General features: G+C 33.2%; 22 protein-coding genes. 13 read left to right on the top strand and 9 right to left on the bottom strand.

What is annotated here, in order from left to right; all coding sequences use genetic code 11:
- Nucleotides 1-413 precede the first annotated feature (413 nt).
- From EKM01_RS00525 to rnr, 3 genes are read right to left on the bottom strand one after another with little or no spacing between them, the layout of a single operon-like run.
- Nucleotides 414-1,091, bottom strand: a complete 678-nt coding sequence (locus EKM01_RS00525) for a LysE family translocator (RefSeq protein ID WP_126452318.1) — start codon at nt 1,089-1,091, stop codon at nt 414-416.
- 41 nt (nt 1,092-1,132) lie between these two features.
- Nucleotides 1,133-1,876 carry a head GIN domain-containing protein gene (locus EKM01_RS00530; RefSeq protein ID WP_126577111.1) on the bottom strand — a complete coding sequence of 248 codons (744 nt, stop codon included), beginning with the start codon at nt 1,874-1,876 and terminating at the stop codon, nt 1,133-1,135.
- 5 nt (nt 1,877-1,881) lie between these two features.
- Nucleotides 1,882-4,071, bottom strand: coding sequence for a ribonuclease R (gene rnr / locus EKM01_RS00535; RefSeq protein WP_126766209.1), 2,190 nt, complete (start codon nt 4,069-4,071; stop codon nt 1,882-1,884).
- A 108-nt stretch (nt 4,072-4,179) separates the two neighbouring features.
- Here rnr and EKM01_RS00540 point away from each other — a divergent pair, with 108 nt between their 5' ends.
- Entirely contained in the window at nt 4,180-4,413 is a 234-nt protein-coding gene (locus tag EKM01_RS00540; protein ID WP_126454931.1) for a DUF2007 domain-containing protein, read from the top strand.
- 718 nt (nt 4,414-5,131) lie between these two features.
- On the top strand, nt 5,132-5,560 hold the full coding sequence (gene rpiB, locus EKM01_RS00545; protein WP_126454933.1) for a ribose 5-phosphate isomerase B: 429 nt from the start codon (nt 5,132-5,134) through the stop codon (nt 5,558-5,560).
- Here rpiB and EKM01_RS00550 read toward each other — a convergent pair.
- Nucleotides 5,557-5,835: a DUF1294 domain-containing protein gene (locus EKM01_RS00550; protein WP_126766213.1), complete on the bottom strand. Its 279-nt coding sequence runs from the start codon at nt 5,833-5,835 to the stop codon at nt 5,557-5,559. The two genes, rpiB and EKM01_RS00550, sit on opposite strands and share 4 nt — an antisense overlap.
- Before the next feature lie 64 nt (nt 5,836-5,899).
- Here EKM01_RS00550 and EKM01_RS00555 point away from each other — a divergent pair, with 64 nt between their 5' ends.
- Nucleotides 5,900-8,023, top strand: a complete 2,124-nt coding sequence (locus tag EKM01_RS00555) for a Tex family protein (RefSeq protein ID WP_126766217.1) — start codon at nt 5,900-5,902, stop codon at nt 8,021-8,023.
- 40 nt (nt 8,024-8,063) lie between these two features.
- Here the strand turns inward: EKM01_RS00555 and tatA are convergent, their stop codons facing one another.
- Entirely contained in the window at nt 8,064-8,237 is a 174-nt protein-coding gene (tatA, locus tag EKM01_RS00560; RefSeq protein ID WP_126454940.1) for a twin-arginine translocase TatA/TatE family subunit, read from the bottom strand.
- Nucleotides 8,238-8,451: 214 nt separating this feature from the next.
- Between tatA and EKM01_RS00565 the strand changes: the two genes are divergently transcribed.
- The 7 genes from EKM01_RS00565 (at nt 8,452) to EKM01_RS00595 (ending at nt 16,964) form a co-directional block, all read left to right on the top strand.
- On the top strand, nt 8,452-8,973 hold the full coding sequence (locus tag EKM01_RS00565; RefSeq protein ID WP_126552842.1) for a peptidase: 522 nt from the start codon (nt 8,452-8,454) through the stop codon (nt 8,971-8,973).
- 67 nt (nt 8,974-9,040) lie between these two features.
- Entirely contained in the window at nt 9,041-10,540 is a 1,500-nt protein-coding gene (locus EKM01_RS00570; RefSeq protein WP_126766223.1) for a GH3 auxin-responsive promoter family protein, read from the top strand.
- Nucleotides 10,541-10,576: 36 nt separating this feature from the next.
- Nucleotides 10,577-12,256: a hypothetical protein gene (locus tag EKM01_RS00575; RefSeq protein ID WP_126561364.1), complete on the top strand. Its 1,680-nt coding sequence runs from the start codon at nt 10,577-10,579 to the stop codon at nt 12,254-12,256.
- Between the two features lie 7 nt (nt 12,257-12,263).
- A complete protein-coding gene (locus EKM01_RS00580) occupies nt 12,264-13,247 on the top strand; it encodes a hypothetical protein (RefSeq protein ID WP_126457764.1) in 984 nt (327 codons plus the stop codon).
- A 34-nt stretch (nt 13,248-13,281) separates the two neighbouring features.
- Complete coding sequence (locus tag EKM01_RS00585; RefSeq protein WP_158616075.1) at nt 13,282-14,592, top strand: MATE family efflux transporter; 1,311 nt, start codon at nt 13,282-13,284, stop codon at nt 14,590-14,592.
- A 31-nt stretch (nt 14,593-14,623) separates the two neighbouring features.
- Complete coding sequence (locus EKM01_RS00590) at nt 14,624-15,688, top strand: hypothetical protein (RefSeq protein WP_126561362.1); 1,065 nt, start codon at nt 14,624-14,626, stop codon at nt 15,686-15,688.
- Nucleotides 15,660-16,964: an O-antigen ligase gene (locus EKM01_RS00595; protein WP_126766228.1), complete on the top strand. Its 1,305-nt coding sequence runs from the start codon at nt 15,660-15,662 to the stop codon at nt 16,962-16,964. Before EKM01_RS00590 ends, EKM01_RS00595 begins: the two co-directional genes overlap by 29 nt.
- Here EKM01_RS00595 and EKM01_RS00600 read toward each other — a convergent pair.
- Nucleotides 16,900-18,006: a glycosyltransferase gene (locus EKM01_RS00600; RefSeq protein WP_126766232.1), complete on the bottom strand. Its 1,107-nt coding sequence runs from the start codon at nt 18,004-18,006 to the stop codon at nt 16,900-16,902. The genes EKM01_RS00595 and EKM01_RS00600 overlap by 65 nt on opposite strands.
- 290 nt (nt 18,007-18,296) lie before the next feature.
- Here EKM01_RS00600 and EKM01_RS00605 point away from each other — a divergent pair, with 290 nt between their 5' ends.
- The 3 genes from EKM01_RS00605 (at nt 18,297) to EKM01_RS00615 (ending at nt 21,538) form a co-directional block, all read left to right on the top strand.
- Complete coding sequence (locus EKM01_RS00605) at nt 18,297-19,280, top strand: UDP-glucuronic acid decarboxylase family protein (RefSeq protein WP_126457769.1); 984 nt, start codon at nt 18,297-18,299, stop codon at nt 19,278-19,280.
- Nucleotides 19,281-19,400: 120 nt separating this feature from the next.
- A complete protein-coding gene (locus tag EKM01_RS00610; RefSeq protein WP_126457770.1) occupies nt 19,401-20,753 on the top strand; it encodes an exopolysaccharide biosynthesis polyprenyl glycosylphosphotransferase in 1,353 nt (450 codons plus the stop codon).
- Between the two features lie 2 nt (nt 20,754-20,755).
- Complete coding sequence (locus EKM01_RS00615; protein ID WP_126577100.1) at nt 20,756-21,538, top strand: glycosyltransferase family 2 protein; 783 nt, start codon at nt 20,756-20,758, stop codon at nt 21,536-21,538.
- On the opposite strand, the gene EKM01_RS00620 is transcribed toward EKM01_RS00615, so the two are convergent.
- Genes EKM01_RS00620 through EKM01_RS00630 form a run of 3 tightly spaced genes read right to left on the bottom strand, consistent with a single transcriptional unit; the run spans nt 21,522 to nt 23,426 of the window.
- On the bottom strand, nt 21,522-22,832 hold the full coding sequence (locus tag EKM01_RS00620; RefSeq protein ID WP_126766235.1) for a phenylacetate--CoA ligase family protein: 1,311 nt from the start codon (nt 22,830-22,832) through the stop codon (nt 21,522-21,524). The genes EKM01_RS00615 and EKM01_RS00620 overlap by 17 nt on opposite strands.
- A complete protein-coding gene (locus tag EKM01_RS00625; RefSeq protein WP_126766238.1) occupies nt 22,832-23,134 on the bottom strand; it encodes a HigA family addiction module antitoxin in 303 nt (100 codons plus the stop codon). The genes EKM01_RS00620 and EKM01_RS00625 overlap by 1 nt, the downstream gene beginning before the upstream one ends.
- 10 nt (nt 23,135-23,144) lie before the next feature.
- Complete coding sequence (locus tag EKM01_RS00630) at nt 23,145-23,426, bottom strand: type II toxin-antitoxin system RelE/ParE family toxin (protein ID WP_126766240.1); 282 nt, start codon at nt 23,424-23,426, stop codon at nt 23,145-23,147.
- Nucleotides 23,427-23,517: the final 91 nt, after the last annotated feature.

The raw sequence follows: 23,517 nt of genomic DNA on the forward strand, positions 1-23,517 counted from the left end.
CTTCAAAGCAATTTGGAGGTTTTTTTTATGTCTAATTTTTAGGAAAAATTAAATAAATATAGGGTTCGAATCCGTCCTGAAGCTTCGAGAAATGCCTCTAAAACCTTCAAAGCAATTTGGAGGTTTTTTTTATGTCTAATTTTTAGGAAAAATTAAATAAATATAGGGTTCGAATCCGTCCTAAAGCTTCGAGAGATGCCTCTAAAACCTTCAAAGCAATTTGGAGGTTTTTTTTATGTCTAATTTTTAGGAAAATTAGGGTTCGAATCCGAATAAAATATAAAACCTTTAAAACACTTTAGTTTTTTTTTGACTCAAATTTTTACCATTAAGAAACTACATTTTATTAAGACTTAAGACTTAAGACTTAATTTTTCTTAATTTCTTAATGGTTTAAAAAAACGTAATAGACTTTAATTATCTATTTTATCAAATGCTTTTTTTACCAATTCTTTTTCTTCCGGAAACCAACCTTGGGTGATCAAAACCATCCCAAAAACCATCATTACAATACTGATTCCTTTTTTAATTTTAAGGATGTTATTAGGGGTAAGTTTTGTTTTTAATTGTTTAGCTAATCCAATTTTGATACAATCTATAAATAAATAGGTTCCAATAACTGCAATAAAAAAAGTGACCATTCTAAATGTTTGCATTTCTAGTTTTGGTCCTACTGAAATAATAATAGCCAACCAAAAACCAAGTACACCTATATTGATAATATTTAACAAAAAACCTTTTATAAAAAGGCTTAAATAATTTTTTTTAACTATTTCCTTATCGATAATGTCTGTATTTATTTTCTCTTCTTTTTTTAATTGCAGGAAAGAAATTACACCATAAGCGAGCATCAACACACCTCCAAAAATAAAAAGTGCTGGTTGGTCTTTTAAACTTTGAATTAACCGGTAACTGCCTAAATAAGCAATTCCGATGAAAACAATATCTCCTAAAATTACGCCTAAATCAAATATTAAAGCCGCTCTAAATCCTTTTATAATACTTGTTTCCAGTAAAATAAAAAAAACAGGGCCAATCATAAAACTTAAGAAAATTCCCCAAGGAATACCAGCTAGAATATCGTTTATCATTAAATATCTAAATTTATTGGTATGAAAAATAAACTAAAATACTAATTTTTCTCTAAGATAGTACCACCAATGAAAACACTTTTGTTAATCTGTTTTGGTTTTCCATAGATAAAAATTGAGCCTCCAGCTTTTACTTTTGCATCCACTAATATTGTGGCATGAATTTCTGATTGTCCTCCTGCAGCAACACTTATGGTTGTTTGAGAAGTCTCTAAATCCTTAGCATTAAGAATTCCGCCCGAGGTAATTACAACATCTTGATTTTTGGCTCTACCGGATACTGAAACTATTCCTCCTGCATTCGCTTTCACTTCTACTTTATCAACATCAATTTCTAACTTTATTTCGCCTCCAGATTTTGCATTCAAATCTAATACTGTTTGTTTAAAATCAGAGTCACTTGATACATAACTTCCCTCGCTTACAGCAATACTTTGCAAGGTTTTAAAATATAACTTAACTTTAATATCATCTCCAGATAATAATTTAGGGAAAGGCATTCTGATTTTTAATTCACCGTTTTTATTCACCGTTTCCACTTCATCTGCACGAGCACCGGTTATAATAATTTTGTTTTCTGAGGCTGCAATTAATTTAACACTGATTTTATCAAATACTTTTACTTCATCAAAATCTCCTAAATTTCTGGTTATCTGAGCATTTGTTATTTGACTTAAAAATATAAAAGCAATAATCACTAATTTTTTACTCCTATTTCTAATATTTATTTTTTGGTATTGCTTCGCCAGTTCGTTAGCACTCGTGTCGTGAATCTTTGATTTCATTTTTTTTATTTTAATGGTTCTCCAATTCTTCTTAAAAAATTAAAATCCAGTTGTTTTTTAACTAAATCAGCATTTTTTACTTTAACGTAAATTTCATCTCCTAATTGTAATAATTTTCCAGAAGTTGCACCAGTAAGTGCGTATTGTTTTTCATCAAAGGTGTAATAATCGTCTTTTATATCCCTGATTCTACACATTCCTTCACATTTATTTTCGATAATTTCTACATAAATTCCCCATTCTGTCACACCGGAAATTACACCCAAAAATTCCTCGTCCTGATGATCTTGCATGTATTTGACCTGCATGTACTTAATAGAATCACGTTCAGCATTAGTTGCTAAACCTTCCATTGTGGACGAATGAACGCATTTTGTTTCATACGTTTCTTCATCTACTGATTTACCTCCGTCCAGATAATGTTGCAACAAACGATGTACCATCACATCCGGATAACGACGAATTGGTGATGTAAAATGCGAATAATAATCAAACGCTAAACCATAATGTCCTATGTTATCCGTTGAATATTTGGCTTTACTCATACTTCTAATCGCAAGGGTATCAATTAAATTTTGTTCTTTTTTACCATTTACATCTTCCATTAATTTATTTAAAGCTTGTGAAATAGAACCTTGTTTAAAATTAATTTTATGTCCAAACTTAGCAATAACAGCTTGCATCGCAAAAAGTTTATCCTCATTGGGTTCATCGTGAATTCTGTAAATAAACGTTTTCTTTTGTTTTCCAATGTATTCCGCTACTTTTCTGTTGGCTAAAAGCATGAATTCTTCAATCAGATGATTGGCATCTTTCGAAACTTTAAAATAAACGCCTTGCGGTTCACCGGCTTCGTCTAAATTAAATTTCACTTCCACTTTATCAAAAGTAATAGCTCCTTCAGCCATTCTTCTTTTTCTAAGAATTTTAGCTAATTCATCCATTTTTAGCGTCGCAGCGACAATTTCTTTCGAAACTTGATACGAACTTGCCGTGATCGAAATTTCTGATGGAATCACATCGTCTTTGGTCTCTATGATATACTGCGCTTCTTCATACGCAAAACGTTGATCAGAGTAAATTACCGTTCGACCAAACCATTGGTTGATAACCTCGGATGTTTCGTTAATTTCAAATATAGCCGAAAACGTATATTTTTCTTCATTTGGTCGCAACGAACACGCAAAGTTTGATAATACTTCGGGTAACATTGGCACTACTCTATCTACTAAATAAACTGATGTTGCTCTTTGATACGCTTCATCATCCAGGATTGTTCCTTCTTGTAAATAATACGAAACATCAGCAATGTGAATACCAATTTCGTAATTACCATTTTCTAGTTTTTTAAATGAAAGTGCATCATCAAAATCCTTCGCATCTTTTGGATCAATCGTAAAAGTCAACGTATCTCGCATATCGCGACGTTTAGCAATTTCATTTTCTTCTATTGAAGTATCAATTTTTTGTGCAAACATTTCTACTTCAATAGGAAACTCTGACGGCAAACCATATTCTGCAAGAATGGCATGAATTTCTGTATCGTGTTCCCCTGGTTTTCCTAAAACTTTTATTACGGAACCAAAAGGACTATCAGCTCTGGCCGGCCAATCTTCAATGTGTACCAAAACGACATCACCTTGTTCGGCCTCGCCTATTTTATCCTTTGGAATAAAAATATCGGTATACATTTTTGGATTTGCAGTAGAAACAAAAGCAAAATTAGCTTGAATGTCAATTACACCCACAAAATCTGTTTTATTTCTTTCAAGTACTTCAATTACTTCACCTTCGGGTCTTTTTCCTTTTCTGCGGTTGTATACATACACTTTGACAATGTCTTTATCTAAGGCGTGGTTCAAGTTATTGGTCGGGATAAAAACATCTTCTTCCATTTCAGCACAAACAAAATAAGCTGTTTTACGGCTTGTCATATCAATTTTACCCTCGTAATACTCCTTACTTTCTGCTTTTACTAAGTATTTACCCGGCTCTGATTCTATGATTTTGTTTTGCGAAGCCAGAATCTTCAAATCTTTTATAATTTGATTTCTGCTTTCGGTATCATCAAGCTCAAGTTTTGCTCCTATCTGTTTATAATTGAATGCTTTATTAGCACTTTGCGATAATATTTTTATTATTTTTTCAGAGAAATCTTTCTCTTTTTTTATCGGCTTTCTTAGTCTTTTACTCATAAATCGGTTCTTAAAAGTCTAAAATTACAAAGAAGATATCATATTACAGATTTTACGGATTATATTTATTAAAAAAATAACTTTCGTATCTTTATAAAAATTGAAAAAATGGAAGATTTCAAAATAATTAGAACCTTTAATTATTCACATGAAATTGTGGTACTAAAGCATTTATTAGAACAGGAAAAAATCAACTATTTTTTTGAAAATGAAACGTTGGTTTCCATCGATCCGTTTGGCAGTTTTGCTTATGGTGGAATTAAACTTAAAGTTCATATTAATGATTTTGAAAAGGTTCAGGAATTATTAGATAACCTGAATACAAAACTGACTATTGTTTAAATCTAAAACAGTACTTTTTTTGAAAGTTGTCAACATCTATTATTTTAAATAAAAAGAAAAATTAAATTTAAATTATTTTTTGGTTGTTATTATAGTATGTTAATAGTGGCAATAAATTTATTTTAAAAATGGTTGAAATCAAGTTTAAAGATGTTATTAAGAGTTATTAACATACTTATTTTAAGATAAAGTATTAATTTTAAAGTCTTTTTATATTTTAATTAACAATGGTTGATAATATAAAAACTAGTGGTTTTGTAAATAACTCACACAACACTATTTTGTTGATAACCCACTTTTTAATATTAATAACTATTCTAAAAATTAACGAAACTAAATTAGGATTTAAAAACTAGGTTTTGGATTACTTATTTTTTAGATATTACCCAAAAATAGTTCTAAGATTCTATCTTAAGTTATGAACATAGTACGTTAATTTAAAGTTAACTGAATATCAAGCAATTGTATTTCGTTATTAACAATGTAAAATTTTAACATTTATAATACAAAATTTATATTGATTTACAACTATTTATGGATTAAAAGGAATTGTTAATAACTGTTAATTAAATAAGGATCTGATAGTTACAAAATAAAATATTAAATTCAATTTTAAAGGTATATTTAAATTGAATTTATCAAATAAATAGGACTTATTTAATTCATCAGAATAGATTACTTTATTTAAATTTGCACAACATTATTTAATACATAGTATATGAAAATCTCCATAGGAAACGATCATGCAGGCCCGGAATACAAAAAAGCAATTGTGGAAATGCTTCAAGCAAAAGGACATGAAGTAACTAATTACGGAACAGATTCAGCAGCAAGTGTAGATTATCCAGATTTTGGTCATCCTGTTGCTACAGATGTTGCAGAGGGAAAAGCTGATTTTGGAATTGTTATTTGCGGGAGTGGCAACGGAATTTCTATGACAGTCAATAAACAATCTAAAGTTCGTGCGGCTTTATGCTGGATGAAAGAAATAGCAGTTTTAGCTCGTCAACATAATGATGCTAATATTATTAGTATTCCCGCTCGGTACACTTCAATTCCACAAGCAGTAGAAATGGTTGAAGCATTTTTAAGTACTGAATTTGAAGGTGGAAGACACCAAAATAGAGTAGATAAAATTTCTTGCTAGAATTTAATTATTCCAAAATTATACAGTCCCAAAAGGATTAAAATTTGAATTACTATAATTCCGTAAAACCTCAAAAGGAAGCTTTCTTTTGAGGTTTTATGTCTAAATAAAAGCATTGCTAACCCGGAACCAATTGTTCCGCCAATAACGCTTGGCAGCAACAAATTAAGTTCTGAAATGCGTCTTTTTTGATTTACAGCTAGCTGTTTGTCAACTGCTATTATTGAAAAAGCAACCAAATTAATGAGTGCAAAATACCAGAATAAAAAAGACATAAATAAGAAATTTTGACTCAAAGATACTATTTTAGCAACATGATTTTATAATCTTAAATTTAAAATGACTAACATACAATTCATATCAAAAGTCGTTGCGACTGCAGCAATAAACATTCAAAAAACAGTACAATTATTACAAGAAGATTGTACTATTCCTTTCATTTCTCGCTATCGAAAAGATACAACAGGAAATCTGGATGAGGTACAAATAGAACAAATTGCAAAGCTTCAAAAAGAATACGAAGTGATTGTAAAACGTAAAGAAGCGATTTTAAAATCGATTCAGGAACAAAATGCGCTCAGTCCAGAATTAGAAAAAAAAATACAACAAAGTTTCGATTTACAGGAATTGGAGGATTTTTATCTCCCATTCAAAAAGAAGAAAAAAACCAAAGCCGATGTGGCTAGAGAAAATGGATTGGAACCACTAGCCAAAATCATTATGGCGCAAAATAATGATGATGTCGATTTTATTTCGACAAAATATTTGAACGAAAAAGTAAGCAATGAAGCAGCAGCTCTACAAGGCGCCAGAGATATTATTGCTGAATGGATTAATGAAAATAGTTATGTTCGAAAGCAACTCCGACGATTGTACGAACGCAAAGCCATTATTACGACTAAAGTGGTAAAAACAAAGAAAGAAGATGAAAAAGCACAAAAATTTAATCAATATTTCGATTGGTCTGAGCCGTTGACTAAAACACCTTCACACAGATTATTAGCCATGCTCCGTGCCGAAAATGAAGGTTTTATTAAGGTTAAAGTAGAAGTTGATATTGATGAAGCGTATGTTATTATTGATGCGTTAGTTTTAAAAAGTGAAAATAAAACCACACCGCACGTTCAATTAGCTATCGAAGATAGTTACAAACGATTGCTGAATCCGGCGATTTCAAATGAAACTTTGCAAGAAGCTAAAGTGAAGGCTGATGCCAATTCTATTCAGGTTTTTGCGAACAATCTTGGACAGTTATTACTGGCGCCGCCGTTGGGTGAAAAACGAATTCTGGCGATTGATCCCGGTTTTAGAAGCGGATGTAAAATTGTTTGCTTGGACGAAAAAGGAGATTTGTTATACAATGAAACTATTTATCCGCATGCGCCTCAAAAAGAGGAAGCGATGGCGATGAAAAAAATTCGTTCGATGGTAAATTCGTATAAAATTGATGCTATTTCAATAGGAAACGGAACGGCTTCGCGTGAAACCGAATTCTTCATCAAGAAAATAGCTTTCGACAAACCGGTCCAGGTTTTTATCGTTTCAGAAGCGGGAGCATCGGTGTATTCTGCCTCAAAAATTGCTAGAGATGAATTTCCGAATTATGATGTCACGGTTCGAGGTTCGGTTTCTATAGGTAGACGATTAAGTGATCCATTGGCCGAATTAGTAAAAATTGACCCGAAAGCCATTGGCGTAGGCCAATACCAACATGATGTGGACCAAAACAAGTTGAAAGAAGAATTGGATAATACAGTGGTTCGTTGCGTGAATTCAGTTGGGATAAACATAAACACTGCGAGCAAGCATTTATTGAGTTACGTGAGTGGAATAGGAGAGAAGCTGGCTGAAAATATAATACAATACCGCTCGGATAATGGTCCTTTTACAGATAGAAAACAACTTAAAAAAGTGCCGCGTTTGGGTGAAAAAGCGTACCAACAAGGCGTTGCTTTTATCCGAATTTCGAATGCAAAAAACCCATTGGATAATTCAGCGGTTCATCCGGAAGCCTATGGAATTGTAGAAAAAATGGCTAAAGATTTGAAATTGACGGTGCATGATTTGATTGCCAACAAAGAGAAAATCGCTTTGATAAAACCAGAAAACTATAGTACACCAGAAATAGGTTTATTGGGATTGAAAGACATTTTCAAGGAATTAGAGAAACCAGGATTAGACCCCAGACAATCAGCTAAAGTATTTGAATTTGATCCGAATGTAAAAATGATAAAAGATATAAAAACAGGAATGATTTTGCCGGGAATTATCAATAACATTACTAATTTTGGTTGTTTTGTGGATATTGGAGTCAAAGAAAGCGGGTTGGTTCACATCTCGCAACTCAAAGCCGGTTTTGTTAGTGATGTAAATGAAGTGGTTAAATTGCACCAACATGTTCAAGTCAAAGTGACCGAAGTAGATGAGGAAAGAAAGAGAATTCAGTTGACGATGGTTATTTAAATTATAAAAAAAGGCTTTTCAAATTATGAAAAGCCTTTTTTTATTTTGTTTCGTCTACTTTTTTATCAGCTGACGGATCTTCTTTAGCTGCGTTTTTGAATTCTTTGATTCCGCTTCCTAAGCCTTTCATCAGTTCCGGGATTTTTTTACCTCCAAAAAGTAATAAAACAACCGCCAATATAATAAGGATTTCTGTAACACCTATACTACTCATAATACGATAATTTTTTGCCGAAGCAAGTTTGTAATAAACCTATCAGCAAAGGTATAGAGAATTAATTAATAGAAACTCATTTAAATTCATTTATTTTAATTTTAAAAACGTTAAAAATTTATTAAAAACGAATGCAAGATTAAGAAATATGATCCTAGAAAAGCGAATACAATCAACGACAATAATTGTTATATTTGTTAAATAATCAAAAAAGATGCCCGACAAAGGATTAAAAAGACAGAAATTAAAGGAAAATTTATTTAATAAAAGACGTTTAATCATACTAAACGAAGATACTTTTGAAGAAACTTTTTCATTGAAACTTACCCTAATGAACGTTTTTGTGGTAGCAACTTTGGGCGCTATAATTATTACATTTGTCACCACCTTTATCATTGCATTCACTCCTTTACGAGAATTTATACCGGGCTATTCTTCTTCAAAATTGAAAAAGGATGCAATGGAATTGTCTTTAAAATCGGATTCTTTGTCACGCGCATTAAAACAAAACGAAGCCTATATCCAATCGATTCAAAAAGTGCTGACCGGAGAATTAGAATATGCAAAATTCAATAAAGATTCAATACTCGCGGAGGCAGAGGAAGCGCCTTCACAGGTTGATATGTCTGCATCAAAACAAGAATTAGAATTGAGGCAACAGGTTGCGCAGGAAGAGAAAAATGTAAATTCCCTGCGATCCTCCAACAAAGGTAAGGGTCAACCTCCAATAAAGTAAAATAGTTTTTATTACAATAAAATGGAGTGCGCCCAGCGGCTCAAACAATTAAAATCAGAAGGAAGAAATGTCACTAAAATCAATTGCAGCAAAATTATTTGCAAAAAAAATTTACAATACCACACAAGCTTGGTCTACTGATCCTATTGAAACTCAAAAAAAAGTTTTTTTACAATTAATAAAAGACGCAAATAAAACCCAATTTGGCGTAGACCATCATTTTGACCAAATTAAAAATTACGATGATTTTACGAATCAGGTTCCTGTTCGAGATTATGAAGGGTTAAAACCTTATATTGATAAGGTGGTCAAGGGGTCAGTTGATGTGCTCTGGAAAGGAAAACCACTTTATTTTGCCAAGACTTCCGGAACAACATCTGGGGCTAAGTACATTCCTTTGACAAAAGAATCCATGCCGTTTCACATTACAGCAGCCAGAAACGCTATTTTGCATTATATTCATGAAACCGGTAACGCTGATTTTGTAGATGGAAAAATGATTTTCTTGCAGGGAAGCCCACTTCTGGAGGTGAATAATGGAATAAAATTTGGTCGTTTATCTGGAATTGTAGCGCATTTTGTTCCAAAATATTTACAAAAAAACCGAATGCCCTCTTGGGAAACCAATTGCATTGAAGACTGGGATACTAAAGTGAATGCAATTGTCGAGGAAACAATCAACGAGAACATGGCTGTGATTTCTGGAATTCCTTCCTGGGTGCAAATGTATTTTGAGAAATTGCATCAAAAAGCAGGGAAGCCTGTTGGGGAAATCTTCAAAAACTTCAATTTGTTTATTTACGGCGGTGTAAATTATGAACCGTACCGCGCCAAATTTGAAAATTTGATAGGTCGAAAAGTAGACAGTATTGAGCTGTTTCCGGCTTCGGAAGGATTTTTTGCGTACCAAGATTCACAAAAAGAAAAAGGAATGTTACTGCTTTTAAACTCGGGAATTTTTTATGAATTTATTAAATCGGACGAATTTTATACGAATCCCGAAGGTTCGGGACCAAGACGTTTTACGATTGGTGAAGTGGAACTGGGCGTGAATTACGTTTTAATCATTTCTACTAATGCAGGACTTTGGGGATATGATTTAGGCGATACCGTTCAATTTACCAGTTTAAAACCCTACAGAATTATAGTATCCGGAAGAATCAAACACTATATTTCGGCTTTTGGAGAACATGTAATTGGGAAAGAAGTGGAAAGTGCGTTACAGGAAGCAATTCTTGGAACTACCATTCGAATCAATGAGTTTACCGTGGCACCACAAATCACTCCTGCAGAGGGATTGCCGTATCATGAATGGTTTATTGAATTTGAAAACGACCCGGAAGACAGCGTATCTTTTGCGGAAGCGCTGGACAATGCCATGCGAAAACAAAACATGTATTATGATGATTTGATTGTTGGTAAAGTGTTGCGAAAAGTGGTTGTCACCAAAGTGGCTAAAAATGGTTTTCAGGAGTATATGAAATCGATAGGCAAACTGGGCGGTCAAAATAAAATCCCGAGGCTTTCCAATGACAGAAGTATAGTGGATTTATTAAGAAGTAAATAAATATCTTACCTTTGAAGGTTAGAAAATAAGTAGAAAATGAAAGAAACAAAAAATATATCACGCTCCAGAGCACAAGAGTCTTCGGCAGCAATTGAAAAAATGTACATCACGATGCGCCACCTTTTTAACAGGGGATTTTACAAACCGATGGGAATTTCAGGCGATACATTGCGCGAAGCATTATTAGCATTACGACCAGAAATTTATGGAAATATTGCCGAAGAAAAAGTAGAATTGAACGGACTTTTATATGTAATTGAACGTCTGCCAGTAGGAATAGAAGAATGCAGATTTATCAATTTAACTTCGGATGAAGGGTATTCTAAATCGCATTTTCAGGCAATTGTACCGCCAAAAAGGCGACGTAATTGTTACCGTATCGATGAGGAGCAAATGAATGTAGAAATTACGCGAGGACGTTCGGATATTTATGATATTCTGACGCATTTGACGTTTATTTTCATAGAATCACACAAAATTAGAAACCGAGTTTTACTGGATGATGCCGGCGAAGTTTCTCGAGACTGGTTCAAACTGGAACAAGCAGTTTCCCAAAAGAAGAAACTGACTCTTGTAGAAAAAGAGAAAGCCATTTCGCATGCCGCTAATATTCTTGGGAGAACATTTGAGGAAGTATTGGATATTTATGACGCATTTGGTTCAGCTGCTGCGCCAGATCGTTTCTTGCATGTTATCTTTTGGTTGGGGAAACTCGCCATTGAAGAAATTGTAGACGATAATAAGAGAACAATCACCTTTAGTCCTATTTTAAGAGAGCGATTGGGACACCACATTCATGGAGAAATTTGGGCTACCAAAATTAAAGAAGTGCTAGAAGAAAACGAACTTTTAGACCGCCCTATTCACGTGATTAGTGCGAACATGCACAGTGTGATGAATTCTATTTTTGCCACCGAAGTGTTGAAAACTAAGTTCAAAGACAAATCAGATTTCTTTATTTACGAGGAATTGAGTAAATCCGGAGCAGATGCTGTGCGAAACCAAGTGGAAGAAGTAGCCTTGAAATTTGGAATGATTTCGTTGCCGGATACCTCAGGAACGAATATCGATATTCAGATTTTTGATACTGCCAAAATTGACTGGGAAAAAACCTCATTTCCAAAGGCAAACACCGGAGATAAAAAACCAGTACTGATTGTTATGGATTATGCTTTTGGGGAACAGGCGTATGAAACGATTGATGAGTTGCTGAAACCGTTTAAAAAAGACACTTTATTGAATGTGGAATCGGTTTCTATCATGGGGAAAGCTGGGATTCTGGAAGGTGGAAAAGGGGACATTATGATTCCGAATGCACACATTAATGAAGGAACGGCAGATAATTATTTTTTCCATAATGAATTGTCGGCTGAGATGTTTGAAGGCAATGATATTGCTGTTTTTGCCGGACCCATGGTTACTGTTTTAGGAACTTCATTGCAGAACAGGGATTTATTGAAGTTTTTCCATGAGTCGACCTGGGGAATTATTGGGTTGGAAATGGAAGGTTCTTATTACCAGAAAGCCATTCAATCAGCTTCAAAAATCAGAAAGAGTGTTCCACATGATGTGAAGGTCAGATATGCGTATTATGCATCAGATAACCCGCTGGAAACGGGAAGTACATTAGCTTCAGGCGGACTAGGAACCACTGGTGTAAAACCAACTTACTTGATTACCATTAAAATATTAGAACAAATTTTCAACGTAAAATAATTAGCTCATGAATTTAAACGCGCATAGCGATTCAGAAATTGATGTATTTCAAATTACCAGTAAGCTAAAAAAAGGGTTCGGAAGGTTGAATACCCTGTTGTTCTATTGTATTCAGTTTTTTTTAAATCAACGGAAGGTTGTTTTAGTATTACTAATCATCGGTTTTGGTTTGGGATTGTTTTTGGATAAGAATAATAAATTGTATACTACTGAAATTACTGTAATTCCTAATTTTGGGAGTGTGGATTATTTGTATGCAAAAATCAATTTGATTCAATCTAAAATTAATGCTGGCGATATCGTTTTTTTACAAAATGAAATAGGATTGTCCCAACCTGAAGATCTAATAAAAATTGAAATTAAACCCATAGCTGATGTTTATAAATTCATTGAAGATAAAGAGCGAAACTTTGAGTTGATTAAGTTAATGGCAGAAGTTGGAGAGGTAAAAAAAGTACTTGAAGATAATATTACTAGTAAAAATTATACGTACCATACGATTGCGGTTGTTACCAATGGAACTACTAGTGAGAAAAAATTGATTACACCATTATTGAATTATCTAAATCAATCTGAATATTTTACCGCCATACAAAAGGTAGGATTGGCAAATTTAAAACAGGATATTACTCAAAATGACACGATTATTCAACAAATAAATGGAGTTCTTAATGGGTTTACAGCCAATGTAAAAAGTGCATTAAAAAATGATAAGCTCATGTATTATAATGAAAATACACAACTGAATGATATTATTAAAACCAAACAGGAATTGTTATACATTCAAGGGCTAAACCGATTAAAATTAATCAATTTTCAAAAAACGATTAGAGAGGTAACATTCACATTGAATAGTGATACTTCAAAATCAGTAAATGGCGTTATGAAGTTTGTATTGCCAGTATTGCTAGTATTATTATTTGTTTTTATTCATTTGTTCATTCGATTTTATCAAAAGCAATTAGCAAAATCAAAAGTAATTGCTTCTTAAAAAAAATATTTTTCTTTTGCAAAACAGAGCCATTGTGTTAAAAACAATTCGATACTACTTACTTACAACAGTCCAAAATCCTGTAGTTCGGCAAAGTTTACTAACCTTATTGATTCGGGTTTTTGGTGTGGTTCTTTTATTTGGTTTTACTTTGTTTTTAACTCAAAAATATGATCCTAAACTAGTTGGGCAATATGATTTTGTGCGTACGTTTCTTTTCGCAATCGGTAGTATTTGTTTGCTAGGATTTGACCAATCCATATTGTATTTTAAAGGGCGTTTGTATCCTAATTATTCTTTAGGCCATTTGAAGAAAGTATATTTAAAAATGGTTTTGATGCTGTTTTTAGCATCCTTACTTTTATTTCTTTTTTTTGTACTATTGGACGCTTCTGTTATTACACAATTTTTTGCTGATAATGCAACTTATTTCCTTCTATTCAAAGCCTCCGCAGTTATGTTTTTTTATGGACTTGCTATTCTAAACGTTGAGGTTTTTAGAGCATTAGAGGAAATAGTAGTAGCTGAATTATTTCGAAATGTTTTTAAATACTTGCCTATTATTGTTCTGGCTGTTTTATTAGTTCAATGGCAATTAGAATTGTATTTAGTGGATGCTCTATTGTTGAGTTTTGTTTTTTTGGGAATTGTTACTACAGTTCTAACTTTTTATTTTTTTACAAAAAAAACAGCTATTTGCACTACAGATTGTTTCTCAGCTCGAGAGATTATCACTCAATCTTTTCCCATAGCTGTAAGCGGAATGGCTATTTTTTTGATGATGAGTTTTGACATCTTGTTTTTAAAAAAATACCAAGGTGACGCAGCAGTTGCTTTTTATTCGGTGGCGGTCAAGTTAATGACATTGTTGTCTGTTATTATTTTAACAATAAACATTACCGTTTCGGCATCTATTGCAGCAAGTTTTTCGAATAAAGAAATTGAAAAAGTACAGCAAATAGTTCAAAATAGTTCCCGATTAATTGTAGCGATTACGCTGCCCGCAGTTATTGGATTGCTTATTTTTCCGGAGTTTGTTTTGAATTTTTTTGGCCCCAATTATTTAGCAGCGAAAGAGGCATTAGTAGTATTGGTTTTGGGACAAGGTTTTTGTGCCTTTTTTGGGTCGGCTCCTGTTTATTTAAACATGACTGGGCGGCAACGAATTTTTCAACGTATTGTTTTGGGCGCTCTTGGTCTTAATTTTATTCTCAATTACTGGTTAATTCCTTCCTATGGAATGTTAGGAGGGGCAATCGCTTTTTCGGCAAGTGCAATTTTTTGGAATTTTGGAACAGCTCTTTTTGTGTATTACAAAGACGGGATTAAGTTGTTTTTGAGTTAAGTTTGTCACTTCTATTTTCAATCAGACCTAAATGTCTTTACTCATAAAAAAAAATAAAGTAGCTTTTTTACTCCTTGTGGGACTCAATCTATTTGTGGCCTTTGCTGCGAGTTTTATTTTACCGAAACGTTTTTTTTATGATGCTGCTATAATTGCTTATGATAATGGTAACGAAATTGGTTATTTTGGAAGTTACCCATTGACTATTTTGTTTTATAAAATTACAGGTTTGCGTTATTTGCCTTTTTCAATAATTGCATTGATTCAGTTTTCCATTTTAATGGGTATTTTGTATAAAATAGGAATTCCAAGTACGTTTGAGAAAGTTACAATTAAGAATATTTTGGTGTATTTTGCTTTCATCATGATTGCGATTTTTATGGCAATGCCTTCCAAGGAGTTTATTACTTTTTTGTACCTCTCCGTGATCGTTTTCTTATTTCAAAATAAGCATTTTACTTTTCAGACTACCTTATTTATAGCCTTGTCTCTTTTTGTGTTTTTTGGAGTTATCTACAGGCCTTATTTTGCGCTACTGCCTATCGTAGCCATGGGAATGTATTGGGTTACTTGTGTCAAGATTCCGAATCGTACTTTTGCAACTCTTTTTTACGGAATTGTAATTGTAATTTTTTTGTCATTGAGTTATGGCTTTGTACAAGGAGAATTTTTTTCAGAGCAAAGCAGAGAGCTTATAAATAGCGCCCGATTAGGATCTGTTGATGCTAATTCAAGCATTGTTTCACCTGTAAAAACAGACACTTGGTATGGTGAAATCATAGGGATTTTGTATGGTTTTTTTACTGTAAATGTACCCCTTAATGGGTTGAAGCATATTTTTTCTCCACAAATTTTGTTATTCGTAATTTGGCAATTATTTCTGTTTTATATTTTATTGGTTCGATTGGCACGTTGCATAAAAGATAAAAAAAAATATGTTTACGAGTTATGGATGCTTCTTTTTATATTTTCTTTTTTTATCATTCAAGGGGTTTTTGAACCTGATTTAGGATCAGCGATTCGTCACAAAATGGGTGTTTTCCCATTAATTTATTATGCTCTTTATTATGACCATTTCCGAAAAGCAGTTCAATAAAGTTTTCTCTTTTTTTTTGGTGGCGATAGCTTGTACGCTAATTTTCAGGAAGCCTTGTACTTGGTTAATTTTTGCTTTCGCTATTTTTAATATGTTCTATTTCAAGAAAATAAAGTTATCTAGAAAGGCATTGATTTTAGCCAGTACAATCGCGTCGCCTTTTTTGTTAGAATTATTGCTATTTTGGAACAATGATTCTTTTGCGCAAGGTATTAAATCTTTAGAAAAGACAGTCTCTTTAGTGTTATTTCCACTAATTATTTTGGGAAATTACAAACGCATTTCATTTCAAAAATTGTTACAATTTTATGTAAATAGTACCACATTAGTAATGATTGCTTTTGTGTTGCGTTTTGTATTTGTTTTTCCGGAGCATATCACTAAGTATTGGCATGGAATTCACCTATGGGAAATGGGCTATGTTTTTGCAAATTCTATCGGAATTCATGCTCCAGCTCTCAATATGCACTTGGTTTTTGTGAGTATTTCAGCCTTGTATTTGTTAATGCAAAGGTGCCAATCGAAAAAGAAGATTGGACTTGTGTTTATATCCTTTTTGATATTTGTAATCTCTTTTTTTGTTGTGCTTTTAGTTAATACTCGAATGGCTTTATTCAATGTTTTAGTTGGGTATTTATTGGTATTGTTTTCGTTTTTTGCAGCACAATTTGACCTAAAAAAGGTATTGCTTTATACTGTAGTTATTGGTGGTGTAGTGTGTGGGGTTCTTTTTCTCTTTATTCAAAAAAATTCGTATATGAAAGAAAAATATAGCACGGTAACTTTTGCTTACATGGACAAAGTGGGGAAGCTTGACGAAATTGATCATCCCGAAATAAAGGTTTTTAATTCTCTCGTAACCAGAGTTTCTATCTGGCAATCGGCTTGGGAATTATCTTTGCAACATTTACCTTTTGGCGTTGGAGCTTCGGATGGAAAACCAGAATTAGTAAATTATTATAAACAAACGAATCAGTATTTTTTAGCAAAATATGCTTTTCCTACACACAATCAATTTTTAGACTCTTTGTTGAAGTTTGGTGTTTTAGGGCCGCTAGTGGTTTTGCTTTTTATTGGAACGATTGGTTATCTGGGAATCGATTTAAAAAACGCATTAATTTTTGCTTTCTTTTTTCTTTTTTTTACTTCGAATTTGACTGATGATTTTTTATTGCGTTTCGACGGAATTACGTTTAGTGGCTTTTGGTTTTCTATTTTTGGAAGTTTTTGGCTGCAGCAAAAAAGTAACGTTCATACAACTTCTGAAGTGCTGTGAAATTAATTGTTGTATTAAATAAATCTTTACATCTTGTTTTGCCCTTGTTGCCAAATTGAGCTCTAACTTTTGAATCTTCAAGGATTTTGAAATAGACCGGTAACTCCGATAATTCTTGGTATAAAAAGCCAGTCTCTTTGTGAACAACGGTATCTTTATTGCCATTTATTTTAGTCGCAATTATTGGTTTTTGTAATGCCATAGCCTCAAGAACCGCGATAGGTAATCCTTCCCAAAGCGAGGTTTGAAGATAGATATCTAAAGCATTGATTTGCTCGTACACCTGTTTCTTTTCTATAAACCAACCTGTAATTTTGATGTTTGGGGCTGTAATTTCATCGCGTTCTTCTCCATCGCCAATCCATACAAATTGATACTCTGGAAATTGCAAAGCAATGGCATTGAATTGTCTTGGATTTCTAGCCGCAGTAATCCGACCTGCAATTCCTATGGTTAGTTTTGTATTATCAACTGCTTGAGAATAGTTTTCGATGGCAGAAATATCTATTCCATTTCTAATCATTTCGGCTTTTCCTAGTTGTTTTGCCATTTCAAACTCCGAGTCACCACAAGCGATGGTGATTCCTCCGAAAAATTTTTGAAAGAATTTCTCGATGTACCAATATCCTTTTTTGGCCATAGTAGAAATATCGGTACGCAAAAACGCATATCCGTGCGGTGTATAAAAAACTTTTGGTTTTGGGTTCAAAAAACTGCAAGCGATTCTCCCTAAAACTCCTGCTTTAGAAGAATGTAAATGGACTATATCAGGTTTGATTTTTTGAAGTTCAAAGACTAATTTTTGTAATGCTTTAAGGTCTGAAATGAAGTTTATTTCTCGCCTCATCTCAATTTTGACAGTTGGAATAGTAGCAAATAATTGGGTTACTTTTTCTGGGTCAATCTCTTTGCGATTGGCACTGTATAGGATGGAAGTTTGTACTTTTTGAAGAATGATTTCTTTTTCGAAATGATGGGTTAGATCTTCAAAATAGGTATAAATGCCTCCGCCTAATGCTTCAATTATATGTACAACTTTCAAATGTTTGTTTTTTGCGTGGGAAACAAAAATAAAGTATTCTTTTGCACTTTTACAATAAACGGAGATAGAATTGATGTAAAATTAAATCCGAAAAAGCAATTTGTTGTTCCTTAGCCCCGGGAGGAGCGGTATCCTTTGTTTTTTCTTTTAAAAAGCAAAGATATAGTGGATCACGGCACGATATGTCCTAGAAAGCCTTGTATTTCTTGCTTCGAATTTAAAAAGAAAGATGCGGTTTGTGGGTGATTTTTCTTCAAATCAATTACATTTGTTACGTTTAAATAATTACTATGAAAAGAATACTTATCACCGGAGCCGCAGGATTTTTAGGATCACATTTATGTGACCGTTTTATCAAGGAAGGCTATTTTGTTATTGGAATGGACAATCTCATAACGGGAGATTTAAAAAATATTGAGCATCTTTTTAAATTAGAACAATTCGAATTTTACCATCATGACATCACTAAGTTTGTCCATGTACCGGGAAATTTAGACTACATCCTTCATTTTGCCTCCCCGGCAAGTCCTATAGATTATCTAAAAATTCCAATTCAAACCCTGAAAGTGGGTTCTTTGGGAACGCACAATTTGTTGGGATTGGCCAGAGTAAAAAATGCACGAATTCTTATCGCATCCACTTCTGAAGTGTACGGAGATCCATTGGTTCATCCGCAAACCGAAGAATATTATGGTAATGTGAATACCATTGGACCAAGAGGGGTTTATGACGAAGCAAAACGTTTTCAAGAATCAATCACTATGGCATATCATACGTTTCATGGCGTCGAAACCAGAATCGTTAGAATCTTTAATACGTATGGGCCAAGAATGAGACTTAATGATGGTCGTGTTATTCCAGCATTCATAGGTCAGGCGATTCGCGGAGAAGATTTAACCATTTTTGGTGACGGGATGCAAACGCGTTCGTTTTGTTATGTAGACGATCAAGTCGAAGGAATCTACAGATTGCTGCATTCGGATTATGTTTATCCGGTCAACATTGGAAATCCGGACGAAATTACGATCAAAGATTTTGCCGAGGAAATCATAAAACTAACCGGAACCAATCAAAAAGTGGTGTATCATCCCTTACCCATAAACGATCCGTTGCAGCGTCAGCCAGACATCACAAAAGCTAAAAACTTGTTGGGATGGGAAGCTAAAGTGGGTCGCACCGAAGGAATGAAAATCACCTATGATTATTTCAAATCGTTATCTAAAGAAGAACTTTCTAAAGAGGAGCATAAAGATTTCTCAAAATATATCTTTTAATTCAACGATTTTAAAACAGTTTAAAAAGCCTAAGTTTAGGTATGAAAATTCAGCATCAGAGTAATTATGGATTATAGTAGTAAAAGAAGAGTATTACACTTTTTCTAATCAGATAAATTTGTGAAAACCAAAACGGGAAGGTATTCAGGTTACATTCGCCCTTTTTCATTTGTAATAGACTTGATCTTTATCAATGTGCTTTCGGTATACTTGACTGACTTTCCTGTAAATAAGGTTTTTTATTCCTTATTTATAAGTGCCAGCTGGTTTATTATAGCGGCCAATCTTGGGTTTTATGAAGTATACAGATACACAAAATTGATATCTATATTAAACTGTGCTTTAAAACAAGGTGTTTTATTTACCCTTTTTTGTCTCGTCTTCGCTTTTTTTGACTCTGAAAACTCCAGTTTTCAAAGAATCGTTCTCTTCACTTCAGTTTCGCTGTTCTTAATTCTAATCATTAAACTGTGTATTTATTATTTTCTAAAAAGGTACAGAGTGCTTTTTGGCGGTAATTTTAGAACTGTAATACTGTTAGGAAATTCTAAAAGTGTGGAGCCATTACAACAGTTTTTTACTAAAAATCCAGATTATGGATACAAATTAGAAAAAGTTTTTGACTTGAAAAAAGATAAAGTGCGAAAGCTTAGGGAGAGTTTTGCCTTTGTTTTGGAACACAAAATAGATGAAATGTATTGTTCGATGAGTGATTTGACGCAAAGTCAAATTAATGAAATTGTATATTTTGCTGACAATAACCTAAAAACATTAAAATTTATTCCGGACAAAAAGCAGATTCTTTCCCGGAACTTTACTTTTGAATATTACAATTACATTCCAGTAATTTCCTTGAGAAATATCTTGTTAGACGATAGCTTGAACAAGGTGATCAAACGGGTTTTTGATATTTTATTTTCGGTTGTGGTGATTCTAGGGTTGTTATCTTGGCTTACCATAATTCTCGCAATTTTTATAAAATGGGAATCCAAAGGGCCTTTATTTTTTATCCAAAAAAGGAACGGATTAAATTATAAAGAATTCAATTGCTACAAATTCAGATCGATGGAATTAAACGATGAAGCTGATATAAATCAGGTTTCTAAAAATGATATTCGGGTAACTACAGTAGGTCAGTTTATACGGAAAACAAGTATTGATGAGCTGCCACAGTTTTTAAATGTACTATTTGGCGATATGTCCGTTGTAGGTCCCAGACCCCACATGGTAAGTCATACCGAAATGTATGCGCTGAAGGTGGATAAGTTCATGGTACGCCACTTTGTAAAGCCAGGAATAACCGGACTTGCTCAAACCAAAGGATTTCGTGGTGAAGTCGAAACAGATAAAGATATTATCAACAGAGTAAAATTTGATATTTTTTATTTAGAAAATTGGTCTATTTTATTAGATATTAAGATTGTTTTTAACACAATATACAACACCATAAAAGGTGATGAAAAAGCGTATTAATAATGGAAAAACCACTTGTATCCATAATTACGCCTTCTTTTAATTCGGAAAAATTCATCACTGAAACCATTCAATCCGTGCAAAATCAAACCTATAAAAACTGGGAAATGATTATTGTAGACGATTGCTCTACGGATCAAACGGTATCTATAGTTGAAGAAATCACAAAAAAAGATAGCAGAATCCACCTTTTTAAACTTATAAAAAACTCCGGAACAGGAATTGCCAGAAGTGCCGCTTTGGCCCAAGCTAGCGGGAAATTTATTGCTTTTTTAGACGCGGATGATTTGTGGAAACCCGAAAAACTAGACAAACAACTTGATTTTATGAAAGTGAATAAGCTTCCTTTCACATTTTCATTTTATGATTGCATAAACGAAGGGGGAAACCCGTTAAACAAAAGAATTGAAGCGCCATTGCATCTTTCCTACCAACAGTTATTTTTTTGTAATTATATAGGGAATCTAACGGGAATCTATGAAGCTAATTACTTTGGAAAAATCGCTGTTTCCCCCATTCGAAAGCGTCAGGATTGGATACAATGGCTTACAGTACTCAAAAAAATAAAAACTGCACAGCCCGTTCCGGAAAGTTTAGCTTTTTATCGCATCCGAGAAAATTCTATTTCGGCTTCTAAAATGGAGTTAGTAAAGCATAATTTTGCCGTGTACAGAACGCATCATCATTTGAATTTAATTAGCGCAACACTTTGCATGGTTGGGTTTTTATTTACGCAGTTAATTCTCAAACCACGGTATTCCAAGACCATTAAAGCATCGATTTAAATTGCTTCAATTTGCCTCGATTGCTTCTTTCTAAACTTTTTTTTCGGATAAATATAAAATTCAAATTCGGTTCGAGATATTGTTCAATCGCCTTTTTAATTTTTTCAATTTGTTCCAAATTTAATTCGGTTTCACTCACATATTCAATTTCAAAAGTATCTATTTTGGTTTGTTTTATCAGAAATTCTTTCACGTTTCCGTCGTCTTCGATGATGCTTTTTGTCACATAATAAAAGGTAAGTCCAGGTGATTTTTTCCCGCTGGGTAAAATGGCAACATCATTGGTCCGGCCTATTAATTGCTTGAGAATGGGTTTCTGTAATGTGCTTTTTTCGTCTAGAATTCCAAGATCGCCAATGTCATAGCGAATAAAAGGATGTGCTTTATTGAACAAGGAAGTAATCACGATTCGGCCTGAAGTACCATTTGGAACAACTCGATTATTTTCATCCAAAATTTCCACAAATAACGTTTCTGAATTCACTTGCCATTTTCCTTCCTTATTCTGAAAAGCAATCAAATCAAGTTCTGATGCACCGTATTCATTGACAATAGGAATGCCAAATTGTTTTTCCAATAGGAGTTTGTCTTCTTCAAAAAGCATTTCAGAAGTTACCATGCACACTTTCAAACTCGGACAAATTGCTGATAATACGATGTTTTTCTTTTGTAAAAATTTAGCAAACAAAACAATGGAACTTGTATACCCATTGATATAATCGAATTTTTTAGTTCGAAAATGATTCAAAAATCCTTCTAAAACAGCATCTGATAAATCAAAAATGGAGAACCGAAACCGATGGCTCAAAAAATCCTTGAAACGTTCTTTTTTGTTGCCAATAAAGTTTATTGGAATTCCATAAAAACGCGCTTGATAGGAAGTATTAAAATCAATTTCATACCAGCCAAAACGATACATGTTTGAAGCCCAAGTCAACGCATGGCAGTATTTGTCTTTGGCAAAAATAAAAGGAGTTCCGCTGGAACCAGATGTTTTATTGATGTAACTGTTTTTAGCGGAATAGCCTTCCGAAAGCCGTTCCTTTAAAGGTTTTTGTAAGTTTTTTTTATTTAAAATCGGTAAGTCTTCCCAGTTTGTAAAAGTTGTATTTCCAACTAAATCTTTGTAAAAAGCATTATTTTGCAAATGAAAATGGACAATTTCCACTTTTTTATTTGCAACGAAAACTTCAAGTTCTGTTTCAGAAAAGGCTACAATTTTTTGCAATTCGGCTTTAGCCTCCTTCATTGGAAAACCATTTAGCTGCAACGATAAGTCAAATAGTGAAAACATCACGCTTCTTTTGGAATATCAAATCGTTTTATGGATTGCAATTCTTCGGCTTTATTTTCCTTTTCTTCTTCAATATCAAAATCATCTTGAAGACCCAACCAAAACTTTGCGGAATTTCCAAAATATTGACTTAAACGTAAAGCAGTATCAGCTGTAATTCGTCGGTTTCCTTTAGTAATTTCAGAAATTCTGGTTTGCGGAATTTTCAAATCTTTAGATAAGCGGTAAGCTGTTATTTCCAAAGGAATGAGAAATTCTTCTAATAAAATTTCACCAGGATGTATGTTTTTTAATTTTTCCATTTTGACTATTTTAATGATAATCTATAATTTCTACGGCAGTTGCATTTCCGTCTTTCCAAATGAAAATAATCCTCCATTGATTATTAATTCGAATGCTATAAAAGTCTTTTAAATATCCATTTAATTTTTCTAATCGGTTAGACGGAGGAATTCTTAAATCGATTAAATCTTGAGAATTGTTCAGCATTCTTAATTTTCTTCTACTAATTTGCTGTATTTCTATTGAAGGTTTCTTTACAACAATTCCATTCCATATTTTTTCGGTTTCTTTAGATCCAAATGAAATTATCATATCTTTTGCGTTACTAACGTCAAAAGTAAGTAAAAAAAATTATTATTTCAACATAAAACGAACTATTTTTGCACTACAACTAAACACAACT

Origin of the sequence: Flavobacterium sp. RSP46 (genome assembly GCF_003984825.1) — a bacterium.
Classification (GTDB): Bacteria; Bacteroidota; Bacteroidia; order Flavobacteriales; family Flavobacteriaceae; genus Flavobacterium.

Excerpts from the sequence above, each read along its gene's own strand:
- EKM01_RS00525 (WP_126452318.1), bottom strand. The coding sequence starts at position 1,091 with ATGATAAACGATATTCTAGCTGGTATTCCTTGGGGAATTTTCTTAAGT.
- EKM01_RS00530 (WP_126577111.1), bottom strand. The coding sequence starts at position 1,876 with ATGAAATCAAAGATTCACGACACGAGTGCTAACGAACTGGCGAAGCAA.
- rnr (WP_126766209.1), bottom strand. The coding sequence starts at position 4,071 with ATGAGTAAAAGACTAAGAAAGCCGATAAAAAAAGAGAAAGATTTCTCT.
- EKM01_RS00540 (WP_126454931.1), top strand. The coding sequence starts at position 4,180 with ATGGAAGATTTCAAAATAATTAGAACCTTTAATTATTCACATGAAATT.
- rpiB (WP_126454933.1), top strand. The coding sequence starts at position 5,132 with ATGAAAATCTCCATAGGAAACGATCATGCAGGCCCGGAATACAAAAAA.
- EKM01_RS00550 (WP_126766213.1), bottom strand. The coding sequence starts at position 5,835 with ATGTCTTTTTTATTCTGGTATTTTGCACTCATTAATTTGGTTGCTTTT.
- EKM01_RS00555 (WP_126766217.1), top strand. The coding sequence starts at position 5,900 with ATGACTAACATACAATTCATATCAAAAGTCGTTGCGACTGCAGCAATA.
- tatA (WP_126454940.1), bottom strand. The coding sequence starts at position 8,237 with ATGAGTAGTATAGGTGTTACAGAAATCCTTATTATATTGGCGGTTGTT.
- EKM01_RS00565 (WP_126552842.1), top strand. The coding sequence starts at position 8,452 with ATGCCCGACAAAGGATTAAAAAGACAGAAATTAAAGGAAAATTTATTT.
- EKM01_RS00570 (WP_126766223.1), top strand. The coding sequence starts at position 9,041 with ATGTCACTAAAATCAATTGCAGCAAAATTATTTGCAAAAAAAATTTAC.
- EKM01_RS00575 (WP_126561364.1), top strand. The coding sequence starts at position 10,577 with ATGAAAGAAACAAAAAATATATCACGCTCCAGAGCACAAGAGTCTTCG.
- EKM01_RS00580 (WP_126457764.1), top strand. The coding sequence starts at position 12,264 with ATGAATTTAAACGCGCATAGCGATTCAGAAATTGATGTATTTCAAATT.
- EKM01_RS00590 (WP_126561362.1), top strand. The coding sequence starts at position 14,624 with ATGTCTTTACTCATAAAAAAAAATAAAGTAGCTTTTTTACTCCTTGTG.
- EKM01_RS00595 (WP_126766228.1), top strand. The coding sequence starts at position 15,660 with ATGACCATTTCCGAAAAGCAGTTCAATAAAGTTTTCTCTTTTTTTTTG.
- EKM01_RS00605 (WP_126457769.1), top strand. The coding sequence starts at position 18,297 with ATGAAAAGAATACTTATCACCGGAGCCGCAGGATTTTTAGGATCACAT.
- EKM01_RS00615 (WP_126577100.1), top strand. The coding sequence starts at position 20,756 with ATGGAAAAACCACTTGTATCCATAATTACGCCTTCTTTTAATTCGGAA.
- EKM01_RS00620 (WP_126766235.1), bottom strand. The coding sequence starts at position 22,832 with ATGTTTTCACTATTTGACTTATCGTTGCAGCTAAATGGTTTTCCAATG.
- EKM01_RS00625 (WP_126766238.1), bottom strand. The coding sequence starts at position 23,134 with ATGGAAAAATTAAAAAACATACATCCTGGTGAAATTTTATTAGAAGAA.
- EKM01_RS00630 (WP_126766240.1), bottom strand. The coding sequence starts at position 23,426 with ATGATAATTTCATTTGGATCTAAAGAAACCGAAAAAATATGGAATGGA.